14 protein-coding genes are annotated in these 15,365 nt (G+C 71.0%); 3 read left to right on the forward strand and 11 right to left on the reverse strand.

All coding sequences use genetic code 11. The features are described 5' to 3' along the window. The first annotated feature begins 39 nt into the window (after window positions 1-39). Entirely contained in the window at window positions 40-693 is a 654-nt protein-coding gene (locus JOF43_RS18980) for an SGNH/GDSL hydrolase family protein (protein WP_209904656.1), read from the forward strand. A 62-nt stretch (window positions 694-755) separates the two neighbouring features. On the opposite strand, the gene JOF43_RS18985 is transcribed toward JOF43_RS18980, so the two are convergent. The 6 genes from JOF43_RS18985 to JOF43_RS19010 all read right to left on the reverse strand — a co-directional run bounded on the left by JOF43_RS18985 (window position 756) and on the right by JOF43_RS19010 (window position 6,802). Continuing rightward, window positions 756-1,613, reverse strand: a complete 858-nt coding sequence (locus JOF43_RS18985) for a C2 family cysteine protease (RefSeq protein WP_209904658.1) — start codon at window positions 1,611-1,613, stop codon at window positions 756-758. Between the two features lie 34 nt (window positions 1,614-1,647). Beyond that, a complete protein-coding gene (locus JOF43_RS18990; protein ID WP_209904660.1) occupies window positions 1,648-2,868 on the reverse strand; it encodes a pyrophosphate--fructose-6-phosphate 1-phosphotransferase in 1,221 nt (406 codons plus the stop codon). Window positions 2,869-2,996: 128 nt separating this feature from the next. Next, entirely contained in the window at window positions 2,997-3,791 is a 795-nt protein-coding gene (locus JOF43_RS18995) for an inositol monophosphatase family protein (protein WP_209904662.1), read from the reverse strand. Window positions 3,792-3,860: 69 nt separating this feature from the next. Next, window positions 3,861-4,904, reverse strand: coding sequence for a ribosome small subunit-dependent GTPase A (gene rsgA, locus JOF43_RS19000; RefSeq protein WP_209904664.1), 1,044 nt, complete (start codon window positions 4,902-4,904; stop codon window positions 3,861-3,863). Beyond that, window positions 4,901-6,229 carry a 3-phosphoshikimate 1-carboxyvinyltransferase gene (gene aroA, locus JOF43_RS19005; protein ID WP_209904666.1) on the reverse strand — a complete coding sequence of 443 codons (1,329 nt, stop codon included), beginning with the start codon at window positions 6,227-6,229 and terminating at the stop codon, window positions 4,901-4,903. The genes rsgA and aroA overlap by 4 nt, the downstream gene beginning before the upstream one ends. Window positions 6,230-6,235: 6 nt before the next feature. Next, the gene (locus JOF43_RS19010) at window positions 6,236-6,802 is read right to left on the reverse strand and encodes a hypothetical protein (RefSeq protein WP_209904667.1); all 567 of its coding nucleotides are present in this window, start codon (window positions 6,800-6,802) and stop codon (window positions 6,236-6,238) included. A gap of 276 nt (window positions 6,803-7,078) precedes the next feature. Here JOF43_RS19010 and JOF43_RS19015 point away from each other — a divergent pair, with 276 nt between their 5' ends. Together JOF43_RS19015 and rsrA are read left to right on the forward strand one after the other, a co-directional pair. Beyond that, on the forward strand, window positions 7,079-7,771 hold the full coding sequence (locus JOF43_RS19015) for a sigma-70 family RNA polymerase sigma factor (protein ID WP_209904669.1): 693 nt from the start codon (window positions 7,079-7,081) through the stop codon (window positions 7,769-7,771). Further along, window positions 7,768-8,088 (forward strand): mycothiol system anti-sigma-R factor, encoded by a 321-nt coding sequence (gene rsrA / locus JOF43_RS19020; RefSeq protein ID WP_209904671.1) that lies wholly within the window; start codon window positions 7,768-7,770, stop codon window positions 8,086-8,088. The genes JOF43_RS19015 and rsrA overlap by 4 nt, the downstream gene beginning before the upstream one ends. Before the next feature lie 85 nt (window positions 8,089-8,173). Here the strand turns inward: rsrA and JOF43_RS23305 are convergent, their stop codons facing one another. The 5 genes from JOF43_RS23305 to JOF43_RS19040 form a co-directional block, all read right to left on the reverse strand. Next, window positions 8,174-8,248 carry a 50S ribosomal protein bL37 gene (locus JOF43_RS23305; RefSeq protein WP_369832988.1) on the reverse strand — a complete coding sequence of 25 codons (75 nt, stop codon included), beginning with the start codon at window positions 8,246-8,248 and terminating at the stop codon, window positions 8,174-8,176. Between the two features lie 136 nt (window positions 8,249-8,384). Continuing rightward, on the reverse strand, window positions 8,385-9,029 hold the full coding sequence (locus JOF43_RS19025) for a GDSL-type esterase/lipase family protein (RefSeq protein WP_209904673.1): 645 nt from the start codon (window positions 9,027-9,029) through the stop codon (window positions 8,385-8,387). An 83-nt stretch (window positions 9,030-9,112) separates the two neighbouring features. Continuing rightward, a complete protein-coding gene (locus tag JOF43_RS19030) occupies window positions 9,113-12,982 on the reverse strand; it encodes a multifunctional oxoglutarate decarboxylase/oxoglutarate dehydrogenase thiamine pyrophosphate-binding subunit/dihydrolipoyllysine-residue succinyltransferase subunit (protein WP_209904675.1) in 3,870 nt (1,289 codons plus the stop codon). A gap of 123 nt (window positions 12,983-13,105) precedes the next feature. After that, window positions 13,106-14,218: a sensor histidine kinase gene (locus JOF43_RS19035; protein WP_377782465.1), complete on the reverse strand. Its 1,113-nt coding sequence runs from the start codon at window positions 14,216-14,218 to the stop codon at window positions 13,106-13,108. Then, a complete protein-coding gene (locus JOF43_RS19040; protein ID WP_209904677.1) occupies window positions 14,215-15,042 on the reverse strand; it encodes a response regulator transcription factor in 828 nt (275 codons plus the stop codon). The genes JOF43_RS19035 and JOF43_RS19040 overlap by 4 nt, the downstream gene beginning before the upstream one ends. Between the last annotated feature and the right edge of the window lie 323 nt (window positions 15,043-15,365).

Below are 15,365 nucleotides of genomic sequence, written 5' to 3' on the forward strand. Positions count from 1 at the left end.
CCGGGCCGTACGGCTCCCGTGCTCTGGCAGGATTGCCGCATGACGACGCCCTACCTCCCTGCGCCCCGGACACTGCTGTTCATCGGGGACTCGATCACCGACTGCTCTCGCACCGAGGACCCCGACTCCCTGGGCTACGGCTATGTGCGCCTGCTGGCAGAGCACTTCGCCGCCCACGAGCCCACCGCTCGCGTGGTCAATCGCGGGATCGGCGGGAACAAGGTCGACGATCTCGTCGCGCGCTTCAGCCCGGACTGTCTCGACCACGATCCCCAGGTGGTCACGATCTTCGTCGGGGTCAACGATGCCTGGCACCGCTACGTCCTGGGTGAGGACCAGCAGGTCACGCCGGAGGCCTTCGAGAAGGGCTACCGCTTCCTGCTGGACCAGCTCTCCGCCACGCGGCCGTCGGCCCCGGTGCTGCTGGTCCTCCCGTTCGCCGTCGATGTCAGCGAGGACATCGCCCGCATCCACGAGGACCTCGATGAGAAGGTCCGCATCATCCGCGACCTCGCCCGGGAGTTCCAGCACCCGGTGGTCGACCTCGAGAAGGTCGTGGAGAGCGCCTGGACGGTGGGGCACACCCCGGAGTCCCTCGCAGCGGACGGGGTGCATCCGACCATCGCCGGGCACCGCCTGATCGCCGATGCCTGGCTGGCGGCCTTCGCCGGAGTGGATCCTGCCCGCAGCTGACCCGACGCGCGGGAGGCGATCGGCCACCCTTCGTCGAGGAGACCGGCGAGGTCGCGGTTCGTTCAGCGCAGCGGCGGCGTCACGTCCAGGGACAGGAACCCGCGACGGAAGGTGCGTGCATCGACCACCAGCAGCCGCCCCGGCCGGGTGGGATTGCGCAGGTGCACGTGCCCGCCGGCCGGATCGGCGCCCACCACGGCGAACACGTGCGAGGGCGGCAGCGGACCGTGCGCGGTGGCGACCAGAGAACTGAAGGGATGGGTCGAGGCGGTGAGCGCGCGACCCTCCCGGCGCCACTGGGCTATCCGCGCCGCCGACGGCAGTCGCAGCAGCGTGCGCACGCGCAGACCCAGCAGCAGCTCGAGCCCGAAGCGGGCGAAGCCGCGCTGCAGTGCGCCGTAGCCGCCGGCGACGTGCGCGGCGATCGCCTTCTCGAGCACGCCGACCCACCCGGGACCCGCCCCGTCACGGCGGGCGCCGACGAAGGCGCCGGACTCCGCGACCGGGAGGTGCCGATCCACCCTGATCGGTGAGCTCACGGCCGGCAGGTGCACGGTGACCGTGCCGTCATCCTGCGCGGACAGCAGGTTCGTCAGCCGCTCCGGGGCGGTCTCATGGATCGCGAGCATCGGGGCGATCACCCAGCAGTCCCCGAGACGACCCTGTCGAGGTCGCAGGAGCTGCGGCCCGGTCAGCGGCCCGGTGTCGAGCCGCCACCCGGTGGCGCCCGGCCCGGGGGAGACGAGCTCGCGGATCGGCGGCGCGGAGGAGGAAGCGGCGGTGGGCCCGGCGGAATCGCCATGCGGCCCGGGACCCTCGGGCGGTGCCCCGGCCATCGCCTCGCGCGCCCGTCCCGGTGGGGCGAGCGCGCGGAGCCGGCGACGCCAGGTCCGCACCCGGGGCCGCCGCGCGGTGGTCATCGGCGCAGCAACGGGCGGGGCAGGCGGCGGTCGATCAGTGGGCCTCGGCAGGGACGATCTTCTGCCCGGTGCGCTCCATGACCTCGTGGAACCAGGGCTGGGTGATGTCGAAGGCCTTGTGGCCGGCGATGCGCTCGAACTCGATGGCCCGCAGCACGCCGGCGTTGCCCTCGTCGTGGCCGATGACGCCCGCGCCGCCCTCGAGAGCGACCTGCACGGCGAGGTCGGTCATCGACTTGATCAGGCGCAGGTCCTGTGCATTGGCCTTCGCGGAGCGCGAGAAGTAGCCGGACTTCTGGACCATGGACTTCTCGGCACCGAGCTTGGCGGAGAACTGGTCGGCGAACCACTGGCCGGGATTGATCTTGTCGATCTTCACGTGACCGAAGGGGTCCTTCTCCGGCTCCTCGCCGCGGGCCTGCATCTCGGCGATGATCTCCGGGATGCCGGCGCCCTCGGACAGGAAGATGTTCACGCAGCCCACCTCATCCATGACCGCCTTGAGGCGCTCGACCTCGCCGTCGATGTCCAGGGCCAGCTCCGGCAGGAACACGGCGTGGACGTCCCAGCGCTCGGGGGTGTGGCCGATCCCGGGCAGCCACTGCTGCCGGGCGTGCCACTGCTGGTAGTACTCGGCGGCCTGCGCGGTGAGGTACCCGCAGGCGCGACCCATGATCTCGTGGATGATCAGCATGCGCGGGTTCGAGCCGTGCTCGGCGATGATGTTCTGGGCGAAGACGCTGGTCTGCTCGGCGGCGCTCTGGGCGCCGAGGGACTGGCGGATCGGCACGATGTCATTGTCGATCGTCTTGGGCAGACCGACGACCTGCAGGTCGTAATCGTTCTCGTGGAGGTACTTCGCCAGATCGGCCGCGGTGGTGTTGGTGTCGTCGCCGCCGATGGTGTGCAGGACGTCGACACCGTCCGCGACCAGCTTGTTCGCCGCGACCTCGAGCGCGTCCTCACCCTCGGCGATCAGTCCGCGGCCGACGAGATCCTTGGTGTTGGTGAGCTTCACCCGGGAATTGCCGATGGGGGAGCCGCCGTACTCGTGCAGCACCCCGGCGTGGGCGCGGACCTCGTCGTCGACCACGATCTTCTCACCGGAGAGCAGACCCCAGTAGCCGTGCTTGTACGCGATGATCTCGACGTCCGGGACCAGCTCCGTGTAGCGCTCGATCAGCCCGCCGACGGCGGAGGAGAGGCACGGGGCGTAGCCCCCGGCGGTGAGCAGTGCGACGCGCTTGACGGTCATGAGGCGAATCCTCCGAGGGTCCGGGTACGGGCGCGCGGGACGGACTGGTCCAGCCGCGCGGGGTCACCTCATGGTATCCGCCCGCCGCTGGGTGGGTGACGGCGGCGCTCAGGTGGCCGACAGGCCGCTCAGGCCTCCCGCGGGGTGAGAGCCTCGAGGATCTCCTCGTGCAGCAGACCGTTGGTGGCCACGGCGCTGCCGCCGAAGGGCCCCTCCTCGCCGCTCAGCGAGGTGAAGCGGCCGCCGGCCTCGGTGACGATGGGCACCAGCGCGGCCATGTCGTGCAGCGCCAGCTCGGGCTCGCAGGCCGCGTCCACGGCGCCCTCGGCCACCAGCATGTAGGACCAGAAGTCGCCGTAGGCCCGGGTGCGCCAGAAACGCTGCATGAGGTTCAGCATCTGGGGGAGCCGGTCGTGGTCCGCCCAGCCGTGCAGCGAGGAATAGGACAGCGAGGCCTCCTCGAGGGTGTCGATGTGGGAGACCGCGAGACGGGAGGCGTTGTTGATGCGCGAGCCGGTCCAGGAGCCGACGCCGTGGCCGCCCCACCACCGCCGCGACAGGGAGGGGGCGGAGACCAGGCCGACGACGGGACGGCCATCCTCGACGAGGCCGATGAGCGTGCCCCACACCGGCACGCCGCGCACGAAGTTGCTGGTGCCGTCGATCGGGTCGATCACCCATTGGCGCGGGGAGGCGCCCGTGGTCCCGAACTCCTCGCCGATCACCTGGTCGCGCGAGCGGGAGCGGGCCAGCTGCGAGCGCACGATCTTCTCGGCGGCGGTGTCGGCGTCGGTGACCTCGGTCAGGTCGGGCTTCGTGGAGACCTCGAGGTCCTGCGCCTTGAAGCGGGACATGGTCAGCTGGTCCACGGCGTCGGCGAGCACGTGGGCGAGGCGCAGATCATCGGCATAGCGGCTGGACATGCGCCCCACCCTAGAGCGGCCGGAGCCCGCGGGCGGGCAGCGACGCGGGCACGGGCCGATCCCGTGCGCTCACAGGTCCCAGGGGTCGTTCCGGCGCAGCGTGACGGCGAGTCGGCGGTAGGACGCCAGTCGGGCCGGTCCCGCGCTGCCGGCCTCCCCGGCCTCCACCAGCGCGTCCAGCGCGCAGTCGGGGGCGTCCTCGAGATGGGTGCATCCGCGGGGGCAGGACTCGGCGAGGGCGGCCAGGTCGGTGAACGCCTCGAGCAGCGCGTCGGGGTCGACATGACCCAATCCGAACGACCGCACCCCGGGGGTGTCGATGACCCAGCCGTCGTCGTCGGGCAGTCGCATCGCCAGGGCCGAGGAGGAGGTGTGGCGGCCGCGGCCGGTGACGTCGTTGACCACACCGATGGCACGGTCGGTGCCCGGCACCAGCGCATTCAACAGGGTGGACTTGCCGACCCCGGAGTGTCCGATCAGGACGCTGACACGTCCCGCCAGACGGGCACGCAGCTCCTCGAGCCCCACCACGCCGCCGTCGGACGCCGCGGCGGTGACGACGTGGTCGAGGCCGAGGGGGGCATAGGTGCGTAGGAACTCCTCGGGGGAGCGCAGATCCGCCTTGGTCAGCACCAGCAGGGTGTCGACGCCGGCGACGTAGGCGGCCACCAGGCAGCGGTCGATCATGCCGCCGCGCGGCTCCGGGTCCGCCACGGCGGTGACCATCACCATGAGGTCGACGTTGGCGACCAGCGGCCGTTCGGTGGCGTCGTCGTCGTCGGCGCTGCGGCGCAGGAACGAGCTGCGCTCCCGGACCCGGACGATCCGCGCGAGCGATCCGTCGCGGCCGGAGGTGTCGCCCACCAGCCCCACCAGGTCGCCGGGGACCACGGGGGAGCGGCCCAGCTCCCGCGCGCGCATCGCGATGACGGTGTGCTCCTCCTCGGCGCCGGGGGCGACCACGGTGCGCCAGCGGCCGCGATCGACCGCCACCACGCGCGCCGTGATCGCGTCCTCGTGCGTGGGGCGGTCCTTCGTCCGCGGTCGGGAGCCGCGGCGGCTGGGTCGGACGCGGACGTCGGACTCGTCGTAGTCGCGGGCCGACCGTCTCACGCGTCGCCGTCCGCCAGGGGCTCGGCGTGCAGCATGGACAGCCACATGCCGACGAAGTCGGGCAGGGTCTTCTCGGTGGTGCCGATGTTGACCACGCGCAGGTCCGGCACCCGCAGCCCGATGACGGCCGCGGCCGTGGCCAGGCGATGGTCCTCGTAGGTCTCGAAGACCTCTCCCTGCAGCGGGCCGGGATGGATCTCCAGACCGTCCTCGTGCTCGACGGTGCGTGCCCCGATCTTTGTCAGCTCCGTGGCCAGGGCCTTGAGTCGATCCGTCTCGTGGCCGCGGAGGTGAGCGACCCCGCGCAGCCGGGAGGGGGAATCGGCCAGCGCCGCGAGCGCCGCGATCGTCGGCGTCAGCTCACCGACGGCCGAGAGATCGGCGTCGATCCCGTGCAGCTCGCCGGTCCCGCGCACGCACACGGCCCGGTCCTCGCGCCAGACCTCGCCGCCCATGCGGGCCAGCAGCTCCCGGTAGGCGTCACCGGGCTGGGTGGTCGTCCCGGGCCAGTCGTCCACGGCGATGGTGCCGCCGGTGGCCATGGCGGCCGCCAGGAACGGCCCCGCATTGGAGAGATCGGGCTCGATGACCATGCGCACCGCGGAGATGGTGCCGCGGCGCACCGTCCAGCTGTGACGGCCGTCCTCGGCGACGTGATGGGCGCCCTCGATCCCGACCTGGCGCAGGGTGGCCAGCGTCATCTCGATGTGGGGCAGCGAGGGGAGAGCGGCGCCGGTGTGGACGAGCTCGAGGTCGGTGTCGCCGCGGGCCGCCACCAGCAGGGCGTTGGAGACGAACTGGCTGGAGGCGGAGGCGTCGATCTCGACCCGGCCGCCGCTGAGGCGACCGGTCCCGTGCACCGTGAGGGGGAGGTGGCCCGCCTCTCCGTGCTCGGTGACCTCGACACCCTGGCGGCGCAGGACCTCGATCACGGGCCCCATGGGCCGGGCGAGCGCGGCGTCGTCCCCGGTGAAGCGCACGTCACCGTGGTGCAGTGCCGCGAGCACCGGCACGAAGCGCATCACGGTGCCGGCCAGACCGGTGTGGATCTCGATCGGCTCCGCGGGGAGCTCCGTCGGCGGCGGGAGCGGGGTGACGCGCAGCGAGTCCTCGTGCACCTCCAGCGAGGCGCCGAGACGTTCGAGCGCGTCCCGCATCAGGCGCGTGTCGCGCGAGACCAGGGCTCCGCGCAGCTCGGAGGGCTCGTCCGCGGCGGCGGCGAGCAGCATCCATCGGGCGGTCAGGGACTTCGAGCCCGGAACTCGCACCAGAGCGTCGACGGGTCCGTCGGCGACCGGTGCGGTCCACAGCACCTCGGAGACCACCGGGCCTCAACCTGCCTTCGCGGCGATCTGCTTCTGCGCGGTGCCGGCGGCGCCCTTGGCCTTCTTCCCGAGCTGCTCGGACTTCTTCTCCAGCTCCCGCTGCTTGGCGGCGGCCTTCTTCTGGCTGCGCTCGACGAACTGGTTCACCTGGTAGCCGAGCGAGGGCTTGCCGTCGTGGTCGACCACGGCCAGCAGCACGCCGCCGAGGAGGCCGGCGTCGGTGAGGATGGCGCGGATCTCCTGCGCGCGCTCCTCGCCGCGCAGCTCCCACACCTTCTTCCGGCCGGCCCAGCCGACGGAGGTCGTCAGCAGCAGGGTCGCGGCGGCGGCGCGGGGATAGCGATTGGTCGCGTACAGCACACCGGCCCCGGCGGCGACGGCGCCCGAGGCACGGATGATGGTGCGCGCGTCGAGGAATCCGGGAGCGGAGGACTTCGAGAGCGTGGAGTCGACCGCCTCGAAGGCCTCGGGGTAGACATCGATCTCGCGCTCGGGGCGCAGAACGGTGCGCACACCTTCGACGACGAAGGGAGCGGCGAGCAGGGGACGAGCGATGCGGCGGACCAGGGCCATGGTGTCCTCACGTTCTTGACGGGTGCGAGAAGTCGGGTGCTGCCGTGTACGGCAGGTCACCGGCGCCCAGACTACCGCGCAGGGAACAACCGGGCCGCACGGGACGTTGCATGGGACGGATCCGGTTCGCCACCGGCCCGTCGTGGAGCGTCACGGACGGGACCGCTCGGCGGGACGGACCGACTGATCGGTCGAGCCAGCACGGACGGAGGACGGATGACCACAGCGGTGCGCACACGCTCCGTCGGGAGTGTGCCTGGCGTAGGTTGGAGGGCGATGACGCAGACAGATCCCGCCCCGAGCCCCGAGGGCCTCCCGGACCAGGGGGCCGACGGCGCCGAGGACTTCGACTTCGAGTCCGAGGCCCTGTCCCACCTGGACTCCCTCTATGGCGGTGCCCTCCGGATGACCCGCAATCCGCATGATGCGGAGGACCTGGTGCAGGAGACCTTCATGAAGGCCTTCCGCGCCCGGGACCGCTTCACGCCCGGCACCAACATGCGAGCGTGGCTGTACCGGATCATGACCAACAGTTACATCACCACCTACCGCCAGAAGCAGCGCCGCCCCAAGGAGGCCTGGAGCGACACCGTCGAGGACTGGCAGCTCGCGGAGGTCGGCTCGCACACCAGCAGCGGACTGCGCTCGGCGGAGACCGAGGCGCTGGACCATCTGCCGGACTCCGCGGTCAAGGACGCCCTCAGCGATCTGCGGGAGGACTACCGCATGGCGGTCTACCTCGCCGATGTCGAGGGCTTCGCCTACAAGGAGATCGCCGAGATCATGGACACGCCCATCGGCACCGTGATGTCACGGCTGCACCGGGGACGCCGCCAGCTGCGTGAGAAGCTCTCCAACTACGCCTACCGCAGCGGCTTCCTGCGCGCGGACCCGGCGGCCGCGACCGCCGAGGGAGCCGACCCCACGACCAGCGAGACCCGATCGACGGACCGGGAGGAGGAACGATGAGCCAGGACGAGAACACCGAGCGCGATCCACGCTTCGGACTCGAGGAGGCGCTCGACGGCGAGCTCCCCCGCGAGACCGTGGAGCGGATGCAGCGCCATACCGCGGACTGCCCGGAGTGCGCCGAGGAATGGGAGCGGGTCCGCCGCATCAAGGAGCTGGTGCGCCGCAGCTGCGCGGACCGGGCACCGTCGGGCCTGCGCGAGCGCATCGCGGTGCAGTACCGCAGCGTCTCCGTCACCCGCACCACCGACGCCGACGGATCCACCAGCGTGCGCATCTCCTCCCGCAGCACACGGCGGGAGCTCCCCGGCACCTGAGCCACCAGATCCGCTCCGGACGCGAAAGAGGGCCTCTCCCGTCGGGGAGGGGCCCTCGCTCACGTCACGGCCTGCGACCTCATGGTCAGCTGTTGGGGCGCTTGCCGTGATTCGCGCCGTTCTTACGGCGAGCCTTGCGCTTGCGTCCTCGCTTGCTCATCACGATCTCCTTCCTTCGCCCGGATGACCTGATGATTGTGCCACAGGGGTCGCTGCGCGGCGCCGTCGTCCGAGCCCGCTCGGGTGCGCTGAGGTGGACGTCACGCGGTGCCCGGCGAAGAGGCCGGGAGCCGGGGTCAGGACGAGGTGCCCAGCCAGGTTCCGAAACCGCCGTGCAGCACCAACCAGGCCATCAGGCCGTAGCCGGTCTGTCCCGGGTGGTCGCCGGGCGAGCGGCTGACGTCGGACTCCCATTGCTCGTGGCCGATCAGGCCGCCGACGGTGTCGACGTAGGGGATCCGTCGCCGCGAGCAGACGTCCTCGAACGCCCCGGACAGCTCACGGGCGCCCTGGGTGGTTCCCGGGTCCCGGCTCGGCGGGGGCCCGACGACGAACGCCGGGATGCGCAGACGCTCGAGGCCGTCGAGGACCTTGGCGAGATTGAGGCGGGAGCGGGCCAGGGAGATCCCGGCGTCGAGGTCGGCCCGGCCCATGGCCAGGACGACTCGATGGTCGATGCTGCCATCGGCCTGAGCGGTGCGGTCCATGCGACGCTCCACCTCGTCGTCCCAGCGCTCGGCGAGGGACGCGGAGGTCTCCCCGGGCAGGGCCGAGGCGAACACGTCGACCCGGCTGGCGGCACCCTGCTCGCTGGCCACGGCTCGTCCGAGCCATCCCAGCGCACGGGCGTCGCCGATCCCGGCGAGGAGCTCGTCGCCGAGCGCGATGATCCGGATCCGGGGTGACGGATCCGGGGCGGACGATGTGGACACAGTCTGCACCGGGACCTCCTGGGCCTGGGACGGGGACGTCAACTGTATCGGCGCCGGAGGGTCGGGGCGAACCCGCGGCCCTCCGGGGCCGATCAGGACTCGAAGGCGCGGGTGAGCAGGTCCTCCTGCTCGGCCTTGTGGGTGGCGTTCGAACCGGTCGCCGGAGCGGCCGAGGCGGGGCGGGCGATGACCTTCAGGGTGCGCCCGACCTCGACCGCGAAGTTCAGGGCCATGAAGCCCCAGGCGCCCTGGTTCTGCGGCTCCTCCTGCACCCAGGTGAGGGATGCCTCCGGGTAGGCCTCCAGCGCGTCGGTGAGCTCGGCGGTGGGCAGCGGGTACAGCTGCTCCAGGCGCACGATGGCGGTGTTCTCGCTCCCGAGCTCCTGCCGCCGGGCGACCAGGTCCCAGTAGATCTTGCCGGAGGCCAGGACCACGCTCGTGACCTTTGCGGGGTCCACGGTGGAGTCCTGGATGACCGGCTCGAAGGTGCCCTCGGTGAAGGCCTCGACCGGGCTGATCGCGGCCTTGTTGCGCAGCATCGACTTCGGCGTGAAGACGATCAGCGGCTTCTTCGGCTCGGTCAGCGTCTGCTTGCGCAGCAGGTGGAAGTAGCTGGCCGGGGTCGAGGGCACCGCCACCCGCATGTTCTCCTCCGCGCACAGCTGCAGGAAGCGTTCGATGCGGGCGGAGGAGTGGTCCGGGCCCATGCCCTCGTAGCCGTGGGGGAGCAGCAGCACCACGGAGGAGTTCTGGCCCCACTTCTGCTCGGAGGCGGAGATGAACTCGTCGATGATCGTCTGCGCACCGTTGACGAAGTCGCCGAACTGCGCCTCCCAGAGCACGAGCGACTCGGGGTTCTCCACCGAGTATCCGTACTCGAAGCCCAGCGCCGCGAACTCCGAGAGGGAGGAGTCGTAGACGTTGAAGCGGGCCTGGTCCTCGGACAGGTACGACAGCGGGGTCCAGGTGTCGCCGTTCTCGTGGTCGATCAGCACGCTGTGACGCTGCACGAAGGTGCCGCGTCGCGTGTCCTGGCCGGTCAGGCGCACCCGGCGCCCCTCCATGAGCACGGAGCCGAAGGCGAGCAGCTCGCCGTAGGCCCAGTCCACACCGCCCTGGGTCGACATCTGCTGACGCCGCTTGAGGACGCCGGCGAGCTTCGGATGGACGGTGAAGGAGCTCGGGACGGCCCCGTGGGCCTCGCCGATGCGCTCGAGCACCCCGGTGCCGACGGCGGTGTCCGTCGCGGCGCGGCGGGCGGCCGGCGGGCGCTGGGAGGAGGGCAGGTCGAGGCCCTGGACGCTCGAGGTGGGATCGGCCTCGGAGGCATCTGCCCGGGTGGCGGCGAAGGCCTCGTCCAGGTGCTCCTGGAAGTTGCGCACCAGCGCCTCGGTCTCGTCCTCGGTGAGGTCGCCGCGCTGGATGAGGGTCTCCATGTACTGCTTGCGGGTGCTGGGCAGGTTCTCGATCAGCCGGTACATCTGCGGCTGCGTCATCCACGGGTCATCGCCCTCGTTGTGCCCGCGGCGGCGGTAGCACTGCATGTCGATGACCACGTCGCGGTGGAACTTCTGGCGGTAGCGGAAGGCGATCTCGGCGACCCGGACGCAGGCCTCGGGGTCGTCCCCGTTGACGTGGAAGATCGGCAGCTGCGTCGACTTGGCGACGTCGGTGGAGTAGAAGGACGAGCGCGAGGAGTCCGGCAGCGTCGTGAAGCCGATCTGGTTGTTGATGATCACGTGGACCGTGCCGCCGGTGCGGTACCCGCGCAGCTCCGAGAGGTTCAGCGTCTCGGTGACCACGCCCTGGCCCGCGAAGGCCGCATCGCCGTGGACGAGCACCGGCAGCACCGGGAAGTCCTCGGGCCGCTCGAGACGGTCCTGCTTGGCGCGGGTGATGCCCTCGAGGACCGGGTTCACGGCCTCGAGGTGGGAGGGGTTCGCCGCGAGGTAGACCTTGGTGGACTCTCCGTCGTGGGAGGTGTAGTTCCCCTCGGTGCCCAGGTGGTACTTCACGTCGCCCGAGCCGAGGTTGGAGCCGTAGTTGCCCTCGAACTCCTGGAAGATCTGGGCGTAGCTCTTGCCGGCCAGGTTCGAGAGCACGTTCAGCCGCCCGCGGTGGGACATGCCGATGCAGACCTCGTCGACCCCGTCGTGCGCGGCGCCGTGGAGCACGGCGTCGAGCATCGGGATGACCGACTCGCCGCCCTCGAGGGAGAAGCGCTTCTGGCCGACGAACTTCGTCTGCAGGAAGGTCTCGAACGCCTCCGCGGCGTTGAGGCGATCCATGATGTGGGTGTGCTCGACCTTGTCGAAGGGGCGGCGCGGTGTCTCCATCTGGTCCTGGAGCCAGTCCCTCTCCTCGGGGTCGGAGATGTGCATGTACTCCACACCGATGGTGCGGCAGTACGCGTCGCGCAGCACCCCGAGGATGTCGCGCAGCGTCATCTCGTCCTTGCCGCCCAGTCCTCGGGTGGGGAAGATGCGGTCGAGGTCCCAGAGGGTCAGGCCGTAGGTCTCGACGTCGAGATCGGGATGGGTGCGCACCCGGTACTGCAGGGGGTCGGTGTCCGCCATCAGGTGGCCGCGCACGCGGTAGGCATGGATGAGGTCCATGACCCGGGCGAGGCGCTCGGACTTCGAGTCCTTGAAGGGGTTGTCCGGCACCCAGCGGATCGGCTGGTAGGGCAGGCGCAGCGCCGCGAAGATGCGGTCGTAGAAGCCGTCCTTGCCCAGGAGCTTGTCACCGACGGCCTTGAGGAACTCGCCGGAGGCGGCACCCTGGATGATCCGGTGGTCGTAGGTCGAGGTCAGGGTCATGACCTTCGAGACGGCCAGGTCCGCGAGCGTCGCCGGGCTCGCCCCCTGGAACTGCGCGGGGTAGTCCATCGCGCCGACGCCGACGATGACGCCCTGGCCCTGCATGAGGCGGGGGATGGAATGGACGGTGCCGATGCCGCCGGGGTTGGTCAGCGACACGGTGGTGCCGGAGAAGTCGTCCATCGTGAGCTTGCCGGCGCGAGCCTTCTTCACGACCTCCTCGTAGGCCCGCCAGAAGCCGAGGAAGTCGAAGCGCTGGGCGCCCTTGATGTTCGGGACCACCAGCCCGCGCGAGCCGTCGGGCCGGGGCATGTCGATGGCGAGGCCGAAGTTGATGTCCTCACGCTTGAGCAGGAGCGGCTTGCCCTTCTCATCGACGTCGAAGCCGTTGTTCATGTCGGTGATCTCGCCGATCGCCTCGATCATCGCCCAGCCGATCAGGTGGGTGAAGGACACCTTGCCGGCGCGATTGCGCTTGAGGTGGTTGTTGATGACGACACGGTTGTCGAACAGCAGCTTCACGGGCACGTCGCGCACCGAGGTGGCGGTGGGGACGTTCAGGGACTCGTCCATGTTCCGCACCACGGCCGCCGCGGGTCCGCGCAGCTTGACGGGCTCGGGCTCGGTGAGCTCGACGGCCGGGATCTGCGAGGTGATCGTGGGGATCTTGGCCGGCCTGTCGGAGGTGGTCGATACGGCGGGCTTGGTCGGTTCGGCCTTCGCGGACTCGTCGTTCACGGGAGCGGGTTCCTTCGTGCGCTGAGAGGGTGCCGCGTCGGGGGCGGCCTGAGGAGAGGACGCCGCGGGGGTGGGGGCGTCCGAGGGGGCGGGTGCCGAGGCGGTGTCGGCGGGAGCGGTGGTGTCGCCGGCGGGAGCGGCGGATCCGCCGCGGTCGTCGGAGGACTGCGCGGCGGTCTTCTGCGGGGGCTCCTCCGGCTGCGCCGTCGCAGCGGTGGAGGTGCCCTGGGCGGGCTCCTCGGCAGCAGAATCCGGGCTCGTCACCTCGGCGTGGGAGGAGAAGTACTCCGCCCAGCTGGGGTCGACGCTCGAGGGATCCTGGTGCCACTGCTCGCGGAGCGCGTCCACGAGCCATTGATTGGGGCCGAACTCCGAGGTCCCGGAGCCCTGTGTCTGCTGTGACACTCTGAGATCGCCAGCCTTCTCACAGTCGAGTGGTACGGATGTCCCCAGCCTAACGGAGCAGACCCTGCGGAACGCCCCGGACAGCGCGTCCGACGGTGATTGTCGGCACGGTGGTGTGGGACATCACGTCGAGGTCGCGGCATCGGGCAGGACGACGCGGATGAGGGAGGAGCGTCCGTCGGGGGCGCGATCGGTGCGGGGGTCGTCGAGCACCTCGATGGTCCCCCCGTGCAGACCCACTGCCCAGCGGGCGATCGCCAGACCCAGGCCGGTGCCCCCGGAGCTGTCCGCGTAGCCGCCGCGCTGGAAGCGTTCGAACACGCGGGAGCGGTCCTCGCGGGCGATGCCGGGTCCCTCGTCGTCCACGTCGATCCACACCCCCTCGCCGTCGGCGGTGCGCGCGGCCCGGACATGGATCCGCCCTTCCACGGGGGAGTGGCGGGCCGCGTTCTCGAGCAGGTTGTGGATCACCTGGTGGATCCGCGCGGCGTCAGCGGTGACCGTCAGGTCGGGCGGCTCCACGTCGATGATCCAGCGCACGTCGCGCCCTCCGGCGGCGAGCGCGGCCGCGTCGACCACCTCGTGGAGGAAGGGGGTCAGCTCGATGGACTCGAGGTCCAGCTCGACCACGCCGGCATCGAGCCGGGACAGGTCCAGCAGGTGGTTCACCAGCAGGGAGAGGCGCTCGGTCTCCGCCAGGGCCACCTCGAGCGCCGCCGGATCGGGATCGGTCACCCCGTCGACCAGGTTCTCGAGCTGGGCCCGCAGGCCGGCGACGGGGGTGCGCAGCTCGTGCGACACGTTCGCGACCAGGTCCCGGCGCATCTGATCGGTCTGCTCGAGCTCGGAGGCCATGGTCGAGAAGGCCGCCGCCAGCTGGCCCACCTCGTCCCGGCTGGTGGCGCGGGTGCGCTGGGTGTAGTCCCCGCGGGCCATGGCCTGGGCGGCACCGGTCATCTCGCGCAGCGGTGAGGTCATGCCGCGCGCCAGCAGCTGGGTGAACACCAGCGCGATCAGGACGACGAGCGGGATCGCCAGCAGCGGCTCGACCCCCGCCCGGATGCTCACCTGCGTCAGCAGCGCGGCGACCGACACCACGGCACCGACCAGGATCCCGAGCTTGACCTTGAAGGAGCGGAAGCGATCCAGGGGGCGCACGTCCAGGCGGTCAGGGACCCGACGCCGCGCGGTGTGCGGAGCGGGCGGGGCCTCGGGAGCAGGCGGCAGCTCGCTCACGAGTCGGTCGTGGGCTCGTTCGGCGTGGGCAGGGAGGAGATGTCCAGCGGCGGGACCTGGCCGTCGTGGTCCACCTGGTCTCCCTGGACCCCGGTGGCGTCCTCGTCCGGGATCTCCAGCGCGTACCCGACGCCGTGGACGGTGCGCACCAGATCGGCCCCGAGCTTGCGGCGCAGCGCCTTGACATGGGAATCGACCGTGCGGGTGCCGGTGGCGTCGATCCAGTCCCAGACGTCGGCGAGGAGCTGTTCGCGGGTCAGCACGGTGCCGGGAGCGTTGGCCAGGCACAGCAGCAGGTCGAACTCGGTGGGGGTCAGATGCGCGGGCACGCCGGCGCGCATGACTCGCCGCCCGGCCCGGTCGATGATCAGGTCCCCGAACTGCAGGGCGACGTTCTGCTCGGTCTCCGAGGGGGCGGAGGGGCCGGCTCGGCGCACTCGCCGCAGCAGCGCCTTGAGGCGGGCCGCGAGCTCGCGCATGGAGAAGGGCTTGGTCATGTAGTCGTCGGCGCCGACGCCGAGGCCGACCAGCATGTCCGTCTCGTCGTCCCGCGCGGTGAGCATGAGAACGGGGACCGGCTCATCGGCCTGGATCCGGCGGCAGACCTCGAGTCCGTCGAAGCCGGGGAGCATGACGTCGAGGACCACGGCATCGGGCCGCACCTCGGCGACGGTGCGCACGCCGGAGGGTCCGTCGAGGGCGGTGGTGACCTCCCAGCCCTCCGCGGTGAGCCGGTCGGCGATGGCGCGGGTGATCGTCGGCTCGTCCTCGATCACCACGACGCGCACGGGCGTGGATGAAGCTGCCTGGTCCGGGGTCGACATGGCGCCACTGTAGACCGCCGCGCCTGCGTCCGAGCTGATCCGTGCTGCTCCGGGCACGGATCCGCGTGCTCGTGACGTGATCGCGATCCCACGGCGAACACGCGCGGGTGCTCCGACGCACTCACGGTGGGCTCGGTCGTCAAGAGCGGGCCACACTTCGCGCCGACTTGGCAAAAACTTGGCAATGACCCCGGTGACCTGCTCGTCCTCCGGGGTGACCCGCCCGTAGATTGTGGCGGGTTGTTCGGCGACGCGTCCTTCCCCCTGTCCGGCGTCGCGAGATCACGGACAGTACGGAAACGCAGTCGACGTGGAAGCAGGTC

The organism is Brachybacterium sacelli, assembly GCF_017876545.1.
Lineage (GTDB): Bacteria > Actinomycetota > Actinomycetes > Actinomycetales > Dermabacteraceae > Brachybacterium > Brachybacterium sacelli.